At 37.7% G+C, this 18,081-nt stretch carries 17 protein-coding genes, 2 tRNA genes, 1 rRNA gene and 1 riboswitch; of the genes, 17 read left to right on the top strand and 3 right to left on the bottom strand.

Annotated elements, in window-relative coordinates; translation table 11 throughout:
- Positions 1 to 9 precede the first annotated feature (9 nt).
- The 8 genes from rrf to tsaD all read left to right on the top strand — a co-directional run bounded on the left by rrf (position 10) and on the right by tsaD (position 4,154).
- Positions 10 to 125 (top strand): 5S ribosomal RNA (gene rrf / locus KGF86_RS13785).
- Between the two features lie 67 nt (positions 126 to 192).
- Positions 193 to 269 (top strand) — tRNA-Met (locus KGF86_RS13780).
- Between the two features lie 61 nt (positions 270 to 330).
- A tRNA-Asp gene (locus KGF86_RS13775) sits at positions 331 to 407 on the top strand.
- Positions 408 to 543: 136 nt separating this feature from the next.
- Positions 544 to 1,515 (top strand): thiamine-phosphate kinase, encoded by a 972-nt coding sequence (thiL, locus tag KGF86_RS13770; protein ID WP_211742226.1) that lies wholly within the window; start codon positions 544 to 546, stop codon positions 1,513 to 1,515.
- Between the two features lie 4 nt (positions 1,516 to 1,519).
- Positions 1,520 to 1,969 (top strand): tRNA (adenosine(37)-N6)-threonylcarbamoyltransferase complex ATPase subunit type 1 TsaE, encoded by a 450-nt coding sequence (tsaE, locus tag KGF86_RS13765; RefSeq protein ID WP_211742225.1) that lies wholly within the window; start codon positions 1,520 to 1,522, stop codon positions 1,967 to 1,969.
- A gap of 34 nt (positions 1,970 to 2,003) precedes the next feature.
- Entirely contained in the window at positions 2,004 to 2,708 is a 705-nt protein-coding gene (gene tsaB, locus KGF86_RS13760; RefSeq protein ID WP_211742224.1) for a tRNA (adenosine(37)-N6)-threonylcarbamoyltransferase complex dimerization subunit type 1 TsaB, read from the top strand.
- Positions 2,701 to 3,150 carry a ribosomal protein S18-alanine N-acetyltransferase gene (gene rimI / locus KGF86_RS13755; protein ID WP_211742223.1) on the top strand — a complete coding sequence of 150 codons (450 nt, stop codon included), beginning with the start codon at positions 2,701 to 2,703 and terminating at the stop codon, positions 3,148 to 3,150. Before tsaB ends, rimI begins: the two co-directional genes overlap by 8 nt.
- Positions 3,147 to 4,154: a tRNA (adenosine(37)-N6)-threonylcarbamoyltransferase complex transferase subunit TsaD gene (gene tsaD / locus KGF86_RS13750; RefSeq protein ID WP_211742222.1), complete on the top strand. Its 1,008-nt coding sequence runs from the start codon at positions 3,147 to 3,149 to the stop codon at positions 4,152 to 4,154. The genes rimI and tsaD overlap by 4 nt, the downstream gene beginning before the upstream one ends.
- Before the next feature lie 289 nt (positions 4,155 to 4,443).
- Here the strand turns inward: tsaD and KGF86_RS13745 are convergent, their stop codons facing one another.
- Positions 4,444 to 6,363, bottom strand: a complete 1,920-nt coding sequence (locus KGF86_RS13745) for an ABC-F family ATP-binding cassette domain-containing protein (RefSeq protein WP_211742237.1) — start codon at positions 6,361 to 6,363, stop codon at positions 4,444 to 4,446.
- A 190-nt stretch (positions 6,364 to 6,553) separates the two neighbouring features.
- On the opposite strand from KGF86_RS13745, the gene KGF86_RS13740 reads away from it, so the two are divergent.
- Positions 6,554 to 7,213: a redox-sensing transcriptional repressor Rex gene (locus KGF86_RS13740; protein ID WP_246521561.1), complete on the top strand. Its 660-nt coding sequence runs from the start codon at positions 6,554 to 6,556 to the stop codon at positions 7,211 to 7,213.
- A 76-nt stretch (positions 7,214 to 7,289) separates the two neighbouring features.
- On the opposite strand, the gene KGF86_RS13735 is transcribed toward KGF86_RS13740, so the two are convergent.
- Both KGF86_RS13735 and KGF86_RS13730 read right to left on the bottom strand, forming a co-directional pair.
- Positions 7,290 to 7,490, bottom strand: a complete 201-nt coding sequence (locus tag KGF86_RS13735) for a YdiK family protein (protein WP_186869095.1) — start codon at positions 7,488 to 7,490, stop codon at positions 7,290 to 7,292.
- Between the two features lie 6 nt (positions 7,491 to 7,496).
- The gene (locus KGF86_RS13730) at positions 7,497 to 8,210 is read right to left on the bottom strand and encodes a CPBP family intramembrane glutamic endopeptidase (RefSeq protein WP_211742221.1); all 714 of its coding nucleotides are present in this window, start codon (positions 8,208 to 8,210) and stop codon (positions 7,497 to 7,499) included.
- A gap of 250 nt (positions 8,211 to 8,460) precedes the next feature.
- Here KGF86_RS13730 and groES point away from each other — a divergent pair, with 250 nt between their 5' ends.
- The 8 genes from groES to KGF86_RS13690 all read left to right on the top strand — a co-directional run bounded on the left by groES (position 8,461) and on the right by KGF86_RS13690 (position 17,791).
- The gene (gene groES / locus KGF86_RS13725) at positions 8,461 to 8,745 is read left to right on the top strand and encodes a co-chaperone GroES (RefSeq protein WP_186869093.1); all 285 of its coding nucleotides are present in this window, start codon (positions 8,461 to 8,463) and stop codon (positions 8,743 to 8,745) included.
- Positions 8,746 to 8,792: 47 nt separating this feature from the next.
- On the top strand, positions 8,793 to 10,421 hold the full coding sequence (gene groL / locus KGF86_RS13720; protein WP_211742220.1) for a chaperonin GroEL: 1,629 nt from the start codon (positions 8,793 to 8,795) through the stop codon (positions 10,419 to 10,421).
- Positions 10,422 to 10,545: 124 nt separating this feature from the next.
- On the top strand, positions 10,546 to 10,923 hold the full coding sequence (locus tag KGF86_RS13715) for a phage integrase SAM-like domain-containing protein (protein ID WP_211742219.1): 378 nt from the start codon (positions 10,546 to 10,548) through the stop codon (positions 10,921 to 10,923).
- A 396-nt stretch (positions 10,924 to 11,319) separates the two neighbouring features.
- Positions 11,320 to 11,928: a TetR/AcrR family transcriptional regulator gene (locus KGF86_RS13710; protein WP_211742218.1), complete on the top strand. Its 609-nt coding sequence runs from the start codon at positions 11,320 to 11,322 to the stop codon at positions 11,926 to 11,928.
- Positions 11,929 to 11,941: 13 nt separating this feature from the next.
- Positions 11,942 to 13,018 carry an alpha/beta fold hydrolase gene (locus KGF86_RS13705; protein ID WP_211742217.1) on the top strand — a complete coding sequence of 359 codons (1,077 nt, stop codon included), beginning with the start codon at positions 11,942 to 11,944 and terminating at the stop codon, positions 13,016 to 13,018.
- A gap of 876 nt (positions 13,019 to 13,894) precedes the next feature.
- The gene (locus KGF86_RS13700) at positions 13,895 to 14,350 is read left to right on the top strand and encodes a DUF4279 domain-containing protein (protein ID WP_211742216.1); all 456 of its coding nucleotides are present in this window, start codon (positions 13,895 to 13,897) and stop codon (positions 14,348 to 14,350) included.
- Positions 14,351 to 14,573: 223 nt separating this feature from the next.
- Positions 14,574 to 16,112 (top strand): AbgT family transporter, encoded by a 1,539-nt coding sequence (locus KGF86_RS13695; RefSeq protein WP_211742215.1) that lies wholly within the window; start codon positions 14,574 to 14,576, stop codon positions 16,110 to 16,112.
- Positions 16,113 to 16,288: 176 nt separating this feature from the next.
- Positions 16,289 to 16,466, top strand: a riboswitch (Lysine riboswitch).
- Positions 16,467 to 16,588: 122 nt separating this feature from the next.
- Entirely contained in the window at positions 16,589 to 17,791 is a 1,203-nt protein-coding gene (locus KGF86_RS13690; protein WP_211742214.1) for an aspartate kinase, read from the top strand.
- Positions 17,792 to 18,081: the final 290 nt, after the last annotated feature.

The raw sequence follows: 18,081 nt of genomic DNA, 5'->3' as shown, positions 1-18,081 counted from the left end.
AAACCATTGTCTGGTGATGATGGCGAGAAGGTCACACCTGTTCCCATACCGAACACAGAAGTTAAGCTTCTCAGCGCCGATGGTAGTTGGGGCATTGCCCCTGCGAGAGTAGGACGTTGCCAGGCAAGTTTTATTATATATTTAATTGCACAAAACATAAGTGCATGATTATAATTAAATACTTTATATTACCGCGGGGTGGAGCAGTCTGGTAGCTCGTCGGGCTCATAACCCGAAGGTCGTAGGTTCAAATCCTGCCCCCGCAACCAATTTATTTCAACTATTAGCTAGTTGGATTTTTCTCATGAGAATTTATACAATTTTGAAAGTGGTCCGGTAGTTCAGTTGGTTAGAATGCCTGCCTGTCACGCAGGAGGTCGCGGGTTCGAGTCCCGTCCGGACCGCCATTTAACATAATATACATAATCAAACATGATTTCTAAGGAAATCATGTTTTTTTGTTTTTTAAAAGCGTGTAAAATAGTATCTACATAATCTTTTTGCTATCATGGATGTAGTGTTATAGAAAGTAGGGTGAGTGGTGTGGATGAATTCTCATTTATACAATCAATTCAGCAATCCTATTATAGACAACCAACGCTGCGTAAAGGAGTAGGAGATGATGCAGCTATTATCCGTCCAAGTGGAGAGGATATAGTGATTGCGAAGGATATGTTAGTTGAACATGTTCATTTTATTAAAAGTGCGATGAAGCCCTATCATATCGGTTATAAGGCACTAGCAGCAAATTTAAGTGATATTGCGGCAATGGGAGCAACACCAGCATATTATTTAGTAGCCATATCCATATCTAACGATTGGTCCAATGAAGAATTAGCAGAAATCTATAATGGTATGAAAAGTCTTGCTGATCGGTATAAGGTAGACCTAATTGGTGGTGATACTGTATCGGGAACAGAGTTGGTAATTTCTATAACTGTTATAGGATATGCTAATAGAAATATTTCAAGACTGAGAAGTGCTGCTAAAGAAGGTGATGTAGTATTTGTTACCGGAACCTTGGGAGATTCTCAAGCAGGATTACATATATTACAGAATGCGGGAACGTATAAAGAAGAGGAATATTTTAAAAGAAGACATCAATTACCTAGTCCAAGGGTTGAGTTTTCACTAGGATTACAGCAAATAAATAGGGTAGCACTAAACGATATAAGCGATGGTATTGCAAGTGAAGCACATGAGCTTGCCGAGTCATCTAAAGTCGGTATGGTATTAATAGAGGATAAAATACCAGTTCATCCCGCATATGCGCAATTTGATTCTAATCTTCAATACAATTGGAAGTTATTTGGTGGAGAAGATTTTGAATTACTTGGTACGGTTTCCCGAAGCGATTGGGAATTAGTAAAGCAGCGTGCACAGCAACTTAGCTTACGCTTAACAGAAATTGGCTATATAACGAATGAAAAGGACGCTGGCAAGGTGTTTTTACAGCAGGAAAATGGTAAAATAATTCAGTTAGAGAAAAAAGGATATAACCACTTAAGTAGGTGACATAATGGGTAAATATAAAGTGGAAACTAGTAACGCGGAGGAAACAATGGCATTGGCTGAGAAGTTAGTTTCCTTATTAAAGCCTGGTGATGTATTAACTCTTGAGGGAGACTTAGGAGCAGGTAAAACAACATTTACAAAAGGGATAGCCTCAGGACTAGCTATAAAAAGAACCTTAAGCAGTCCTACCTTTACGATAATTAAAGAATACGAAGGCATTATGCCTCTCTATCATATGGATGTTTATCGATTAGAAGACTCGGATGAGGATATTGGATTTGATGAGTATTTTAATGGTAATGGTATAACCGTAGTAGAATGGGCACAGTTTATTGAAGATTATCTCCCTGTCGAGCGGTTAAATATAACAATAAATTATTTGGACGAGCAGTCAAGAGTCATTGAATTTGATCCAATTGGTGAGCATTTTGAACAGGTTGTTAAAGCTTTATAAGGTAAGGATTTGGTTAGAGAAGGAGTTACGTTAGATGTATATACTGGCAATGGACACATCCAATCAAGCATTAGGTGTCGCAATCGTAAAAAATAAAGAAGTAGTTGGGGAAGTCGTGACAAATATAGCCAAAAACCATTCAGTTAGACTGATGCCAGCTATTGAACAATTAATGAAAGAAGTTAATCTGAAGCCAGAACAGCTAGATAAAATTGTGGTAGCCAAGGGTCCAGGTTCCTATACTGGCGTACGAATTGGATTAACTACAGCTAAAACATTAGCCTGGTCTTTAAATATCCCGGTGGTAGGTGTGTCAAGCTTAGAGTTATTGGCTTACCGTGCAGTCTTTTCTGATGCTCTAATATGCCCGTTTTTTGATGCAAGGAGAGGTCTGGTTTATACAGGCTTGTATGAAAACAGGCAAGGAAAATTAGTACAAATAATAGAAGAACAGAATACTACTTTTGCTGATTGGTTGGACAGACTCGCAGGCTTGGATAAAAACGTTATTTTCTTAAGCCCGGATATCGAGAAGAATCGAGAAATCATAGTAGAAAAGCTGGGGAGCCAAGCAGTAATACCTGAAATGGCTTACCATATTCCCAAGCCTTCTGATTTAGTATTAGCTGCGGAAGACAAGGATATCGAAGAAACCCATGCATTAACACCAAATTATTTACGTTTAGCAGAAGCAGAAGCTAATTGGTTAGAGCAACAGAAGGATAAAGAAAATGGCTGAACTAACAATTAGAAAAATGGAATTAGCAGATATTGACCAAGTAATGCTTGTAGAGTTGGCGTCCTTTTCTTCTCCTTGGAATGAGCAGATCTTTAGGCAAGAACTAACGCAAAATCAGCATGCTTATTACTATATTATTGAGATTGATCAGAAGATAATTGGTTATGTAGGTATGTGGGTTGTATTTGATGATGCACAAATTACGAATATCGCGATACTCCCAGGGTTTAGGGGTCAGAAGCTAGGGGAAAAGCTATTTCGTTTTGCTTTACAACAAGCAATCGGTTTGGGGGCGACTAGGTTGTCTTTAGAGGTACGTGTAACGAATATTGTTGCCCAAAAGCTGTATCGGAAATTTGGACTCGTTCCTGGTGGAATTCGAAAAAACTATTATACAGACAATCAAGAGGATGCTGTAGTCATGTGGGTGAACTTAATATGAAGGATAAATATATACTTGGAATTGAAACAAGCTGTGATGAAACAGCGGTTTCCATAGTAAAGAACGGTAGAGAAGTACTATCTAATGTTGTTGCTTCGCAAATAGAAAGTCATAAGCGATTTGGAGGCGTGGTCCCAGAGATAGCCTCTAGACATCATGTAGAACAGATTACGCTAGTATTAGAGGAAGCATTTAATGAATCTGGTCTAGACTGGGATGATATTGACGCGATTGCGGTAACAGAGGGGCCAGGATTAGTTGGAGCACTTCTAATTGGTGTAAACGCAGCAAAGGCACTGGCCTTTGCGAAAGGAAAGCCGTTAGTTGGTGTTCATCATATTGCGGGACATATTTATGCTAATCGCTTAGAGGAGGAATTTCAATTTCCACTATTAGCGTTAATTGTCTCAGGAGGGCATACTGAGCTCGTTCTAATGAAAGAGCATGGTAGCTATGAAGTAATTGGCGAGACAAGGGATGATGCGGCTGGTGAGGCTTATGACAAAGTGGCAAGAATGTTAAATCTCCCCTATCCAGGAGGACCGCATATAGATCGACTCGCAGCAGAAGGCGAGGCTGTTATTGATTTTCCGAGAGCATGGTTGGAGGAAGATAGTTTCGATTTTAGCTTTAGTGGGCTGAAATCAGCAGTTATTAACAAAATCCACAATGCCAAACAAAAAGATATAACGTTCAAGCAAGAAGATATAGCAGCAAGCTTTCAGGCAAGTGTAATCGATGTATTAGCAACAAAGACGCTTAAAGCGGCAATGCAATATAATGTAAAGCAAGTAATCGTAGCAGGTGGTGTAGCTGCTAATAAAGGACTACGTGCAGAGCTTGAGGCCAAGTTTAAAGAGACCACGATTCCATTGTTAATACCACCTTTAAGGTTATGTACGGATAATGCCGCTATGATTGCAGCAGCAGGGACAATTAATTATGAACAAGGGAAGCGTTCTGGAATGGATTTAAATGCTAATCCTTCCTTACTATTACGTTAAGAAAATATCCACAGGGTTGTGGGTATTTTTTTCTTTTTCCTATTATATTGGCTTTTGTCATGTTAATAAAAAATGTGGATAACATTGAAATTCTATGTGGATAATGTGAATAAATTTGTTGATAATGGCTATATTGGGCGTTTGTAAGTGGATAACGTTGTGGATAGTAATGGTTTTCGTAATCCCCTTTGAATGAGTGGTTAAATACCAAATGAGGTAATGGAATATCTTTCAAGCTATCCGCAGTAAAGGAAAGGCAGGTTACATAGAGCTTAACCTGCCTTCCTTATTAGCCCTGTAATAGGGTCCACTCATCCATCAAATTCTCGATTTCTTGTTTTACTTCATTGGTTTTATTGGTATATTCTAACGCCTTTTCATGGTTTTCGTACACTTCTGGTTTTGTCATTTCTTCCTCAAGAGATGCTAGCTCTTCTTCTAATCTTTCAATATCCTCTTCCAATTTAGCAATTTGTCGTTCTCTTTTTCGCTCTTCACTTTGGCGTTTTTTCTCTTCCTTAAAGCTTAATTTCTTTTCATTTGTAGCCTTAGGTTGATTTTCTTCTGCTTGAAGACGCTCTAACTCTTCTTCCTCCTGTTTTTTCTCGATATAGTAATCATAATCGCCGAGATAAACAGTAGCACCATCCCGTTGCATTTCGACCACTTTATCAGCGATCTTATTGATGAAGTAACGGTCATGGGATACAAAGACAATCGTTCCAGGAAAATCAATTAGTGCGGCTTCTAATACTTCCTTACTATCAATATCAAGATGGTTCGTCGGTTCGTCCAAAATTAATAGGTTTGCTTTTTGCATACGAAGCTTGGCAAGTGCGAGACGTGCTTTTTCTCCACCACTAAGGGATTGGACAGGCTTTAACACATCATCTCCGGAAAAAAGGAAATTGCCAAGAATCGTACGAATATCCTTTTCATTGACATGTGGGTATTCATCCCATAATTCATTTAATACGGTCTTGTGTGAGCTTAAATTAGCCTGTTCTTGGTCATAGTAACCAATTTGTACATTCGTACCAAGTTGAATAGTTCCTTCACTAGGCGCTAACTTCCCTAGTATATTTTTAAGCAGGGTTGTTTTTCCGACTCCATTAGGGCCAACTAAGGCAATACTCTCACCGCGTGATACGTGAAACGTTACATCTTTAAAAATCGGGTCTCCTCCTTCATCATAGCGGAAGGAGAGATCGTTAATTTTTAAGACATCGTTCCCAGTTCGTTTCGTAATTTCAAATGTGATCGAAGCGGAAGATTCATCTCCTAAAGGTCTATCTAGTCGATCCATCTTCTCTAACTGCTTCCGTCTACTTTGTGCACGTTTAGTCGTGGATGCTCGTACTAAATTTCGTTGGATAAATTCTTCCATTTTCTTGATTTCGGTTTGCTGCTTCTCAAACTCTTTCATTTCCTGTTCAAAGTTGAGTGCCTTTTGCGTTAGAAAATCACTGTATGTTCCATGGTATCGCTTCGTGCGGTGGCGTGATATTTCATAAACCAGGCTTACGGTTTTATCAAGGAAATAACGATCATGCGAGACAATAACTACCGCACCTGGATAACTTAAAAGGTATTTCTCAAGCCAGGATAATGTATCGATATCTAGGTGGTTGGTCGGTTCGTCTAATATGAGTAAGTTTGGTTTCTTTAGTAATAGCTTCCCTAATGCAAGGCGCGTCTTCTGTCCACCACTTAACTCATTAATCGGTGTTTGGTCATCGTAATCTAGAAAGTTTAAACCAGATAGGACAGCCTTGATTTCAGATTCATAGCTGTATCCACCGTTCGTTTCAAAGTCCTGCTGCAAGCGGTCATATTCGGCCAATAATTTCTCTGCATCAGCTGGTTCTAGTTCATGTACTTGGGCCATTTTTGCTTCCATGGATCGTAGCTTCTTCTCTTGTAGAATTAAATCGGAGAAGACCTCTAACATTTCGTTCCAAATCGTGTTAGATGATTCTAGGCCGGTATGCTGTGATAAATAACCGATAGTGAGGTCCTTCGGCTTAATTAATTCACCGGTATCATAGGACATCTCACCAGCCATTATTTTAAGAAGGGTAGACTTTCCAGCACCATTCCGACCTACTATCGCTATTCTATCTTTATCTTTTATTTCTATTTTTATATTTGCTAATATTTCTTCAGCTCCAAATGATTTGGAGAGATCATTTAATTGCATAATTATCATCATGGTCACCTCTAGTAATTTAAGTGTATCCAAATATAGCCGTTCGAGCAATAATATTGTGAATATGTGAAGTTAATCACGACTTAATAGAAAAAATCTGATAAAATAGAAATTGGTACTAATTTATACATTATTATTGTTCCATTATGTTTTAAGCGAAGATTTGGATAGATGGTAAGGAGGAATCAGCTTGGATCAAAACAAAATACCACAAGCGACTGCTAAAAGACTCCCATTATATTATCGTTTTTTAAATAATTTACAAATGCAAGGAAAGACCCGTGTTTCCTCAAAGGAGCTAAGTGAGGCTGTCAAAGTGGATTCAGCTACTATTCGTAGAGATTTTTCCTATTTTGGAGCACTTGGGAAAAAGGGCTATGGGTATAATGTTGAATATTTATTAGGTTTTTTCCGGAAAACATTAGACCAGGATGAGCTTACCGAAGTAGCATTAATTGGGGTAGGTAATCTAGGTACAGCCTTTCTAAACTATAATTTCACAAAAAATAATAATACGAAAATTATGCTAGCCTTTGATGCGGACCCTGAAAAAGTGGGGAAAGAAATTGGTGGCGTTCCGATTTATCATATTGATGATATGGAAGAGAGATTAGGTAATGTGAAAGTAGCAATTCTAACCATACCGGCTCAAGAAGCTGACCGTATAACGGAACGATTAGTAGTAAAAGGTATCAAAGGTATTTTAAATTTCACACCAGCACGTATTACTGTACCGGACGATGTTCGCGTGCACCATATTGATTTAGCTATTGAATTACAGGCATTAGTGTATTTCTTAAAGCATTATCCGTTAGAGAAGATGGGTAATGAGGAAGAGAATACATATTAGGAAGTTTTAACACACATCTCAGCTAATACATAAATAAGCTCCTACCAGATTGTAGGAGCTTTTACTTTCCATATAGTTATTTCTTTTTTATATTCTTTAACTTATAATGCAGTCGCATATAACGAATCCCAGCACCGAAGTCTAATGTAGCAAAAATAGCTAGCAGAATGGTCATGAAATTAAAAACCGTTTCTTCTGCAAAAGAAATTGCAACATAAATAAAAAAGACTCCCATCGTAAAGTATATTAGTGCCAAGGTCCTTGCGGTAATTCTCATAAATAATTAACCTCCGATTAGAATCATTTGGATCTGATTCCATTGCTGTTCAATCTGTTCAATTTGTTCTGGTGTAAGCGAGTATTGGTAGATGACGGAGATAGAATTTAACGTCATGTGAACAATAATCGGAACAATGATTTTTTTCGTTTTCACATACAGAAATGCAAATACAAATCCCATTGATGCGTATATTAGAATGTGCTCAGGTTCACCATGTATAATCCCGAAAATGAGTGCGGAAATTAACGCCGCAATAAAGAAATTAGTACGTTTATATAACGAAGCAAAAATAATCTTTCGGAAAATCACTTCTTCTAATATTGGTGCAATAATTGCAGGTACAATCGCGAATAATGGAACGGTCCTCGTAATCTGCATGATTGCTTGTGTATTTTCTGAACCTGTTCGGATACCAAATATGTTCATTTCTATCATGGTCGCAATACCTTGAGCGAAATAAGCCAAGAAGACTCCTAATACAGTCCATCCTATCACATCACTTGTAAACCACTTACTTCTAGTCTGGGACATCTGCATATCAGGTTTCATTAATATTAAAACAATAATTAAACCAATTGTAAAACTAAAGATGGAATAAAAGATTAGAGCTTCGAGTTGATGAGCAGGGAAAAGTCGAAGCAGTACGGGGCGAAAAATACCTCCTGAAAGTTGCATAGCTATATAAGTAAGAATGACCCACCAGTATCGTTTAGGCAATAGATTCAGCTCCTTAAAGTCTACATGTTTTATAGTATTAGCGACAAACTGATTCCTGTGTATTTTATCATATTCAAGCGATGGATAATAATAGAATCATCTCGGACAAGTTTTTTAAAAAAATATACAACTCTATACTTGCAAAACATAACATTTTTATTTATTATATTAATTGGAATTAGCACTCGGGTTTAGAGAGTGCTAACAAATGATTAAACTATATCAAAAAGGAATTAAGGAGGTTATCTTCATGATTAAACCACTAGGAGATCGTGTTGTTATCGAGCTTGTTGAACAAGAAGAAAAGACTGCAAGCGGTATCGTACTTCCAGACTCTGCAAAGGAAAAACCACAAGAAGGTCGCGTTGTTGCAGTAGGCACTGGTCGTGTAACTGATGGTGGAGAAAGAGTTGCACTTGAAGTTTCAGAAGGAGACCGTATCATCTTCTCTAAATTCGCTGGAACTGAAGTAAAGTACGATGGAACTGAATACTTAATTCTACGTGAAAGTGATATTTTAGCAGTAGTTAACTAATTAACATTATCGATAAATAAATGAAAATTTAAGGAGGGCATTTCAAGATGGCTAAAGAAATTAAATTTAGTGAAGACGCACGTAGCGCAATGCTTCGCGGTGTAGATACATTAGCAAATGCTGTAAAAGTAACATTAGGACCAAAAGGTCGTAACGTTGTTTTAGATAAAAAATTCGGTTCACCTTTAATTACGAATGATGGTGTTACGATCGCAAAAGAAATCGAATTAGAAGATGCATTTGAAAATATGGGTGCAAAGCTTGTTTCTGAAGTTGCTTCAAAAACAAACGATGTTGCTGGTGACGGTACTACGACTGCAACAGTTCTTGCACAAGCAATGATCCGTGAAGGTCTTAAAAACGTAACTTCCGGTGCAAACCCTGTAGGTATTCGCCGTGGTATTGAAAAAGCTGTAGCAACTGCTGTTGAAGAATTACAAGCTATTTCTAAACCAATCGAAGGTAAAGAATCTATTGCACAAGTTGCTGCAATTTCTGCTGCAGATGATGAAGTAGGTCACTTAATCGCTGAAGCTATGGAACGTGTTGGTAACGATGGTGTTATCACAATTGAAGAATCAAAAGGATTCACTACGGAGCTTGAAGTAGTAGAAGGTATGCAATTTGACCGTGGATATGCTTCTCCTTACATGGTAACAGACCAAGATAAAATGGAAGCTGTTCTGGAAAATCCTTATATCCTAATTACAGATAAGAAAATCAGCAATATCCAAGAAATCTTACCAGTTCTTGAGCAAGTTGTTCAACAAGGTAAGCCACTTCTATTAATTGCTGAAGATGTTGAAGGGGAAGCTCTTGCAACATTAGTATTAAACAAACTTCGCGGTTCATTCAATGCTGTAGCTGTTAAAGCTCCAGGATTCGGTGACCGTCGTAAAGCAATGCTTGAAGATATTGCTATCTTAACTGGTGGTCAAGTGATTACAGAAGATCTTGGCTTAGAGCTTAAGAGTGCTTCTATCGAACAATTAGGTACTGCTTCTAAAGTAGTGGTAACAAAAGAACATACTACTATTGTTGAAGGTTCAGGTAACCCAGAAGCAATCTCTGCTCGTGTATCTCAAATCCGTGCACAAGCTGAGGAAACTACTTCTGAATTCGATAAAGAAAAATTACAAGAACGTCTTGCTAAATTAGCTGGCGGTGTAGCAGTAATCAAAGTTGGTGCTGCAACTGAAACAGAATTAAAAGAGCGCAAACTACGTATTGAGGACGCACTAAACTCAACTCGTGCTGCAGTTGAAGAAGGTATCGTTTCTGGTGGTGGTACTGCACTAGTGAACGTATACAACAAAGTTGCTGGTCTAGACCTTGAAGGTGACGAAGCAACAGGTGCGAAAATCGTTCTTCGTTCTCTAGAAGAGCCAGTTCGTCAAATCGCTCACAATGCTGGTCTAGAAGGATCTGTTATTGTAGAACGTCTAAAAGGCGAAGAAGTTGGAATTGGTTACAACGCAGCAACTGGCGAATGGGTAAACATGTTCAACGCTGGTATCGTTGACCCAACAAAAGTTACTCGTTCTGCATTACAAAACGCTGCATCTGTAGCGGCTATGTTCCTAACTACTGAAGCAGTAGTTGCGGATATTCCTGAAGAAAACCCAGCTGGTGGCGGCGGAATGCCGGATATGGGTGGAATGGGCGGTATGATGTAAGGCTTTTTAGCCAAACATCTGAGAAATAGTTAAAGCTATTTTTCACCCTTTCTGAGAACCAGTCATGTAAATATTTTTTTCTAAAGTATAGACTACTTCCTAAAAAAAAGGAGGTAGTCTTTTTATGTTGTTAAAGTTTGCTTTTCAAGATTTTTTGGATGACAGGAGATTTAAGAACACAACGAAGACGAACATAAGGAATTATCAGACGTTGCTTGGGGAATTTATTAACTATTGCATTGATAACGAAGTAGTGAATGTTGAAGACATTAATTACAGTCACATTAAGCAATATCTCTGGGAATGTCAAGAGAAAGGAAACCAATTGGGAACAATTAATACCAAGCTTATGAGGATTAGAGTATTTTTAAACTACATGGTTGAATGTGAGGTAATAAATAAAAATCCTGCAGGCATGGTTAAAAGGCAAAAAGAAGATGTAGACATTAATGTATTTTCTGACGAGAAAATAACAAATGTTGAGCTTTTACAGAAGTATTAAACAACGGATAAAGCTTGATATAGCAACTCAGAAAGAGCTTTTTTTAAAAAAATAGATTGATCAAAACAGGCTCGCAGTATATCTCGTCCCATAGGGTTTTCATAAAAAATTTTGGTTATTTCCTACCTTTGATCTTCAACAATCGCGCCCGCTAATTGAAGAAGCACGCCCTCTTTTATTACACATCATCCTTCGTTTAGTCCTTTTTATCCTTAACAAAGAAATTAATCTCCTTTAAGTGCTCATGTATGTGCTGCGTATCTAATTCGGATAAAATATTCCGAGTTTTAATTCAACTATTTTTATGCTAAAACCATTGACTCTTACCGGAGTCTAGTCTTATTATATTTATATTGACTCAATTCATTATAAATAGTCATTAAAGGAGAAGAACGTATGCCTAAGATCATAAGTGAACAGGAGAAGGAGCATATCAAAAATGCAATGTATATCAAAGGAATAGAACTCATTCGTAAGAAAGGCATGAAGCGAGTTACGGTTGATGATATTACAGCAGCTGTGCAAATAGCCAAAGGTTCCTTCTATACCTATTATCCTTCCAAGGAAGAATTTCTCTACCACATTATGAAGCAAAATGAGCAAGCTTTACTTGACCGAGTTCTTGAAATCGGAGCTAGCTCGGGACATTTTAAGGACAAAATTACGCGTGCACTACATGAAATTTACTTGGCGCCAGATAGTCTTGCACTCTATGTTCAACCATCAGACCTAGAATATTTGCTGCGCAAGCTTCCAGATCCTATTAACAAAAAGGAAAAGGATAAATCCAAAACTAATTTTCAGCGTACAATGAATGGCTTGGGAATAGAGGATGCTCAATGTGATTATGGCGTACTTGCGAATTTAATGGATGGCTTACATTTTATCGCCTCAAATCAAAACCAATACGGTGAACAAGGAAGGACACAAGCATTAAGCATTCTTGTAGAAGCAATCGCGGAATATCTAAGCAAGTGCAAGGAAAATTCAATCAAAAATAACTAGAGGAGACATTCATATGAATCAATCTTTGATTATCTTCATAGCGGCTATTGTCTGCATCAGTATGGCGATTTATTGGTTTCTCTTTACAAAGAAGCGTGCAACAGCTTGTCGTATCCATACACCAAACGGAATAGATGAGGGCGAGTACGTGACGATTGGTGGAATCCAGCAGTTTTTATATCATCGTGGTGAAAATAAGGATCATCCCGTCCTCTTATTCTTGCATGGAGGTCCTGGCAGTCCGATGCTTCCTTTTGCCCAAGACTTTCAGTTTCCTTGGGAAGATAAAGTAACCGTTGTCCACTGGGAACAACGAAACAGCGGTAAAACCTTCTTTGCGAATGATCCACAGAAAGTCACACCGACTACAACGATTGAACAAGCGTTACAGGATACATATGAAGTTGTGAGCTATTTACAAAAGAAATATAACAAAGAGCGAATCCTTCTGTTTGGTCATTCATGGGGTTCTATCTTAGGTAGTCTATTCACTATGCAATATCCGCAGATGGTTCTAGCCTATATTGGAGTTGGACAAGTTGTAAATATGTTTGAAAACGAACGAATTGGCTACGAGAAAGCATTGGAATGCAGCAGGCAAGTAAAAAATCAGAAAGATATTAGCACCTTACAGGCTTTAAGTCCTTATCCCGAGCACCATTTTAGTGATGCCATGGTCAAGAAGCTTATGAAACTTCGTAAGTTGCAAGGTAAGTATAAGCTTGCGATGCAACCATCATTTCAACTAGTTATGAGCGCACTATGTTCTCCCTTTTACTCGTTCAAAGATATTAAATACATGTTAATGAGCGATGTACTAGAAATAAAACAGCGTGCTATTTTGGGATTTTTGTTTAAGTTCTACGATCTGAACATGTTAACTTCAGACTATCAAGTTCCAGTATTCTATATCCATGGCGAGGATGACTGGCAAACTCCTTATTCTCTCGCTCGCACATACTTCGATCAACTCAAGGCGCCAATGAAACAATTTTACTCCATACCAAATGCTGGACATGTGACGATGCTTGATCAGAAGGAGCTATTCAACGAAGCTTTATTCGACATTATCGATCAAATTAGACATTAATTATCAAAGCCACTCCATCATAGCACCATGATGGAGTGGGACTCGAATATCTCAACCAAGCCAGTATGCATAGTCTTCACAATATATGTCAAATGCTCTTATACAACTAAATGGCCCGATAATGGAATAATTCTGATTTTATTGTAACTGTAAAATTCCCTTTGGACGACTCAAATCCAAGGGTAAAAAACTTGGCAAGGCTGGAAGATATAATGGCAATAATCATGGACTAGTTTTGATATTATATATTAAAAAAATATGGGACCAGATGTAAAATCAACATTTTTTCTGCACAATATCTATTTTTGAAAGTAGTGTAATCAACCTTAGATTTATTTAAAATACAAGAGGAGTATGGTATGAATGAAACCTGAGAAGATGTGACTATATGATAGGTGGAGAATAAACATGAAACGGGCAAAAAGACTTTTTATAAGAGATGATATGCCTTCACATCTTACCCTTGATTGTTTTAGCATTCGGACAACAATTAGAAACCACTAATCAATCACCAGATAATATATTCACAGAAACCCTAAATTACAAAGCTGATGATATACCTAAACATCTACAATAAGTACTTTTTTTCGTGATGATGCTAAGACAATATCTACAAGACGTTATAGATTTGCAGATTGATTAACCTTCATTTGATGAGGGTTATTTTTTTGGAAAGTTTTTTCGAGTATAATAGCACTTTTTTTACCTCCTTTCCCTTATTAATAAAGAAGGAGATTTGAAAAATTTGTCGAATATAGGATAACAACGGGATAAGGCAGACCATTAGAAAAGAAAAGATAAAGTTATATGATACAAGTTGGAAATTAATTAGACACGTAGTAGCGCTAAGCCTATAGAAATTTAGGGGAGGTTCATATGTTTAAAGATACATCAATTGAGATTTATTTTTCCCTTTCAAGTACAGAGCCTGAATGGGATTTTCCACTTTCAATAGTAACAGAAAGGTTAGGAATTAACCCCACGGAAACGATAAAATTAGGAGAGTGGGTAAACATAAACAATCCTAACATAAAAAGACAAAACACATTTACTGAATGGGTATACAGTACAGGTATAGTTGAAACCTACGATTTCGAAAAGTTAATGAAAGAAGTAGTTCATGTCTTTAAAGATAAAGTGGACATTATTAACGAATTAATAAGAGAATTTCAAATAGAACCTAAGTTAAAAGCAGTTGTTTATGTAGAAGAAGGGCTTTCTCCTGGATATGTCTTGGAGTTAGAAGTAATGCAATTTGCACTTAACATATGTGCAGAAATTGAAATTGATGACTATATTTCCGGTTTTGTTGAGGATACCGACGAAGAATAATAAAAAGTAAAGTGCTCGTCTAAAAGGTGAATAGATTAAGAATTGTTAATTAGTGGAAACCGTTTCATTTTAATTTGAAAAATAGGCTAGAACCTGTTATTATGTCATTTGTGCATTTATTTTATTCAATGATAAAATGTGTTCACCCTGCTTATTAATCTGAATTTTCAGAAATGAGTTTAATTTACAACAACAGAATTAGTTTTTAGGAGGACTATTTTTTATGGCGAAAAAAAGAAAGGGGCTATTTCAAAGCTCTTTAGATAGGATTGAACTAGTTGGGAATAAACTGCCCCATCCAGCAACATTGTTTGCAATTTTGGCACTTCTTGTTATTTTACTCTCGGCAGCTTTACAACCATTAAATATTAGTGTTGAACACCCTGGTGAAGAAGGAACCACGGTAGAGATCAATAATCTGCTAAGTGCAGAGGGTATTCAATATATATTCACCAATATGACAAGTAACTTTATCGGCTTTGCTCCATTGGGCGTTGTCCTACTGACGATGTTAGGAATAGGAGTGGCGGAGCGTACAGGGCTTATCAGCGCACTTCTTAGAGGATTTGTATTGTCTGTACCTAATCGATTTATTACGTTAGGATTAGTCTTTGCTGGTATTATGTCTAGTGTGGCATCCGATGCAGGGTATGTTGTATTACCACCACTAGGAGCACTTATTTTTGCTGCGATTGGCAGGCATCCACTAGCTGGTCTGGCGGCAGCGTTTGCTGGTGTTTCTGGAGGATTTAGTGCTAACCTATTATTATCTGGTACGGATGCGATGTTAGGGGAGCTGACGATTGCAGCTGCTGCAATTATTGACCCAGCATATGCAGAGACAATGAACATAGCAATGAACTGGTTGTTTATCGGTGTTTCAGTATTCGTATTAACATTTGTCGGTGCATGGGTTACAGAACGAATTGTAGAACCACGACTTGGCACCTATAAAGGTGATCAAAAAGAAGAATTGGAAGGTCTTCAAGCAATTGAGAAAAAAGGTCTAATCTGGGCTAGTATTACAGTAGTAATCGGTATCGTACTTGCGTTGTTGCTTGTAGTTCCACCAAACGCACCGATGCGCGGTTTAGAGGGCGATGCAATGGAACAAATAATTCGATCGCCATTTATGAGTTCATTAGTACCAATTATTGCTATACTATTTTTTATTCCTGGTATAACATATGGAATTGTTACCAAATCCATTCGAAGCGATAAGGATGTTGCTAGCCAAATGTCAGATACCATGGCATCTATGGGAACATTTATTGTTTTGGCATTTACAGCGGGACAGTTTGTAGCATACTTTAATGAAACAAATATCGGACTAGTTATAGGTGTTTATGGAGCGGATTTTCTAGGGAGTGTTAATTTAACTGGTATTCCGTTACTTATTCTATTTATCTTGATTACCGCATTTATTAATTTGTTTATCGGAAGTGCTTCTGCAAAATGGGCGATGATGGCACCGGTTTTTGTACCAATTATGATGCAGCTTGGGTATTCACCAGAGCTAACACAAATGGCATATCGTATTGCAGACTCTTCTACGAATATCATTTCACCATTGATGACTTATTTTGCAATAATTATCGCATTTGCACAGAAATATGATAAAAAAATGGGTATTGGTACGTTAATTTCCACAATGGTTCCATATTCTATATTCTTCCTAATTAGCTGGATGATTATGCTTATTGTCTGGATGCTGTTAGGACTACCACTTGGACCAGGTGGACCATTAGAATATCATCCTTAATCATTTTTAAAAGCATTGCTTCATAAGGAGGCAATGCTTTTTTTGGTAACAAAATTCTAAGGAAAAGGAAGGGATATTGAGAAATAGGCTATTATCTAAAAGAGGTTTGATAAACTTTTAAGCTATTGGTTTACAATTCGGAGAAAATTTCATATACTTACAATATTAATTGAATACTAACTGGATGAGGTGCGAATGTCATCAGTAACTTACTATGTAAATCTGCAAATTGTAGTAAGCGAAAGGGGCCTTTGCCGAAATAGAGTTCTGTTTGCAGACAGGTCTCTGTTGGATTGTATATTAAGAGTATGCAGTCTGTCATTATTCTTTGAATAATGGAGTGCTTCCACTTGTACATAGGACAGATCATGAAACAAGTCGGAATACTCGGCTTGTTTTTTTGTTGTTGGGATAATACTATGCCCAATTTCTGACCCATCTTGGAGGTAGCAGCATCCGTAGAAAGAAGGAAGATTATGAAACGAAATGTACTTAAATTTGGCGGTACGAGTGTTAGTAGTCTGGAGAAAATTAAAGGTATAGCAGGCTACTTGAAGGACCGCGTGAGACAGGGAGAACAGCTAGTAGTAGTCGTTAGTGCAATGGGGAAAACAACAGATGAACTATTGGAACAGGTGAGTATGATTACTCAATCACCTAACGAACAGGATTTGGCTGTCCTCCTAACAACCGGTGAACAGCAGACCATCTCCTATCTATCTATTATTCTAAATGATCTAGGAGTAAAATCTAAGCCTCTTACAGGTTACCAAGCTGGTATCGAAACAGTTGGCCATCATTTAAAGAGCAAGATTTCAAAGATTAATACTAAGCTTTTTGAGCAACTCTTTGAAACATATGATGTTCTTATCGTCGCTGGTTTCCAAGGATTTAATACGGACAATGAAATTACTACACTTGGCCGTGGAGGATCTGATACGACAGCGGTAGCACTTGCAGCAGCAATTCAATGCCCATGCGAAATCTATACAGATGTGGCTGGGGTTTATAGTACCGACCCGCGAATCTATCCTAATGCTAAACGGCTACAAGTAGTTTCATATGAGGAAATGATGGAGATGAGTGCGCTTGGTTCAGGTGTTCTCGTATCTCGAAGCGTAGAAATAGCAAAGAATTTCAATATTCCTATTTACTTAGGTAAAACACTGTCAGATGAGAAAGGAACTTGGGTTATGTCAACGGTAGAAATGATAGAGAAAAAAGCGGTCACAGGTGTTGCGATTGATCAGGATATGATTCATGTGACATTGAACTATCCTGAGAATGATATACACCTACTTGATAGAGTATTCATCCATTTGGAGCAAGAGGAAGTTAATGTCGATATGATCTCACAGATCACGAACAATGAAGGATTACAATTATCCTTTACGATGAAAGACACGGAAGAATATCAAATCCAGAAAATCTTCTCCCATCTAAAAGAAGACTATCCTGAGCTCTATTTCAAAATAGAAAACCAATTTGCTAAAGTATCCGTTATTGGTTCAGGAATGCGTGACATGACGGGGGTTGCCTCCAAAGTCTTTCGTACATTAATTGAATCCGATATTCCATTTTATCAGGTCACGACATCAGAAATCAGCATTTCTTATGTTGTAGATATCGAAAATGGGGAAAAAGCAGTACAACTTTTGTGCAAAAGCTTTGATCTATAGTTTTTTAGCGGTGCATGCTAGTGGATATAATCTAGAGGTTCTTGCTTTCCTATTTAAGAGGTAAGAGGCTGGGACGAAAGGTTCTAATCAAAGGAAAAACCGAACATAGTTCACATACCTTGCTCCGGAAAATATAGTTCGCTGTCACTCTTAGTACAAGTGCGACAACTTCATGAGGGGCCCTCACAGTGGGGGCCTCAAGCGTGTCCTATCCTCTCGAAGGAGTCTAGGTATATTTCCGGAGCTAGTATCGTTTACAGTTCGGTTTTCCATATAGAGCCTTTCACTCT

The sequence above is a fragment of the Ornithinibacillus massiliensis genome (genome assembly GCF_018310345.1).
GTDB classification, from domain to species: Bacteria; Bacillota; Bacilli; order Bacillales; family Amphibacillaceae; genus Ornithinibacillus; species Ornithinibacillus massiliensis.
The sequence above is the reverse complement of the archived record's forward strand: the minus strand, read 5'-3'. Positions and strand labels throughout refer to the sequence as shown.

Excerpts from the sequence above, each read along its gene's own strand:
- KGF86_RS13745 (WP_211742237.1), bottom strand. The coding sequence starts at position 6,363 with ATGATAATTATGCAATTAAATGATCTCTCCAAATCATTTGGAGCTGAA.
- KGF86_RS13705 (WP_211742217.1), top strand. The coding sequence starts at position 11,942 with ATGAATCAATCTTTGATTATCTTCATAGCGGCTATTGTCTGCATCAGT.
- tsaE (WP_211742225.1), top strand. The coding sequence starts at position 1,520 with ATGGGTAAATATAAAGTGGAAACTAGTAACGCGGAGGAAACAATGGCA.
- groES (WP_186869093.1), top strand. The coding sequence starts at position 8,461 with ATGATTAAACCACTAGGAGATCGTGTTGTTATCGAGCTTGTTGAACAA.
- groL (WP_211742220.1), top strand. The coding sequence starts at position 8,793 with ATGGCTAAAGAAATTAAATTTAGTGAAGACGCACGTAGCGCAATGCTT.
- tsaB (WP_211742224.1), top strand. The coding sequence starts at position 2,004 with ATGTATATACTGGCAATGGACACATCCAATCAAGCATTAGGTGTCGCA.
- KGF86_RS13700 (WP_211742216.1), top strand. The coding sequence starts at position 13,895 with ATGTTTAAAGATACATCAATTGAGATTTATTTTTCCCTTTCAAGTACA.
- KGF86_RS13695 (WP_211742215.1), top strand. The coding sequence starts at position 14,574 with ATGGCGAAAAAAAGAAAGGGGCTATTTCAAAGCTCTTTAGATAGGATT.
- KGF86_RS13735 (WP_186869095.1), bottom strand. The coding sequence starts at position 7,490 with ATGAGAATTACCGCAAGGACCTTGGCACTAATATACTTTACGATGGGA.
- KGF86_RS13710 (WP_211742218.1), top strand. The coding sequence starts at position 11,320 with ATGCCTAAGATCATAAGTGAACAGGAGAAGGAGCATATCAAAAATGCA.
- rimI (WP_211742223.1), top strand. The coding sequence starts at position 2,701 with ATGGCTGAACTAACAATTAGAAAAATGGAATTAGCAGATATTGACCAA.
- KGF86_RS13715 (WP_211742219.1), top strand. The coding sequence starts at position 10,546 with ATGTTGTTAAAGTTTGCTTTTCAAGATTTTTTGGATGACAGGAGATTT.
- tsaD (WP_211742222.1), top strand. The coding sequence starts at position 3,147 with ATGAAGGATAAATATATACTTGGAATTGAAACAAGCTGTGATGAAACA.
- KGF86_RS13690 (WP_211742214.1), top strand. The coding sequence starts at position 16,589 with ATGAAACGAAATGTACTTAAATTTGGCGGTACGAGTGTTAGTAGTCTG.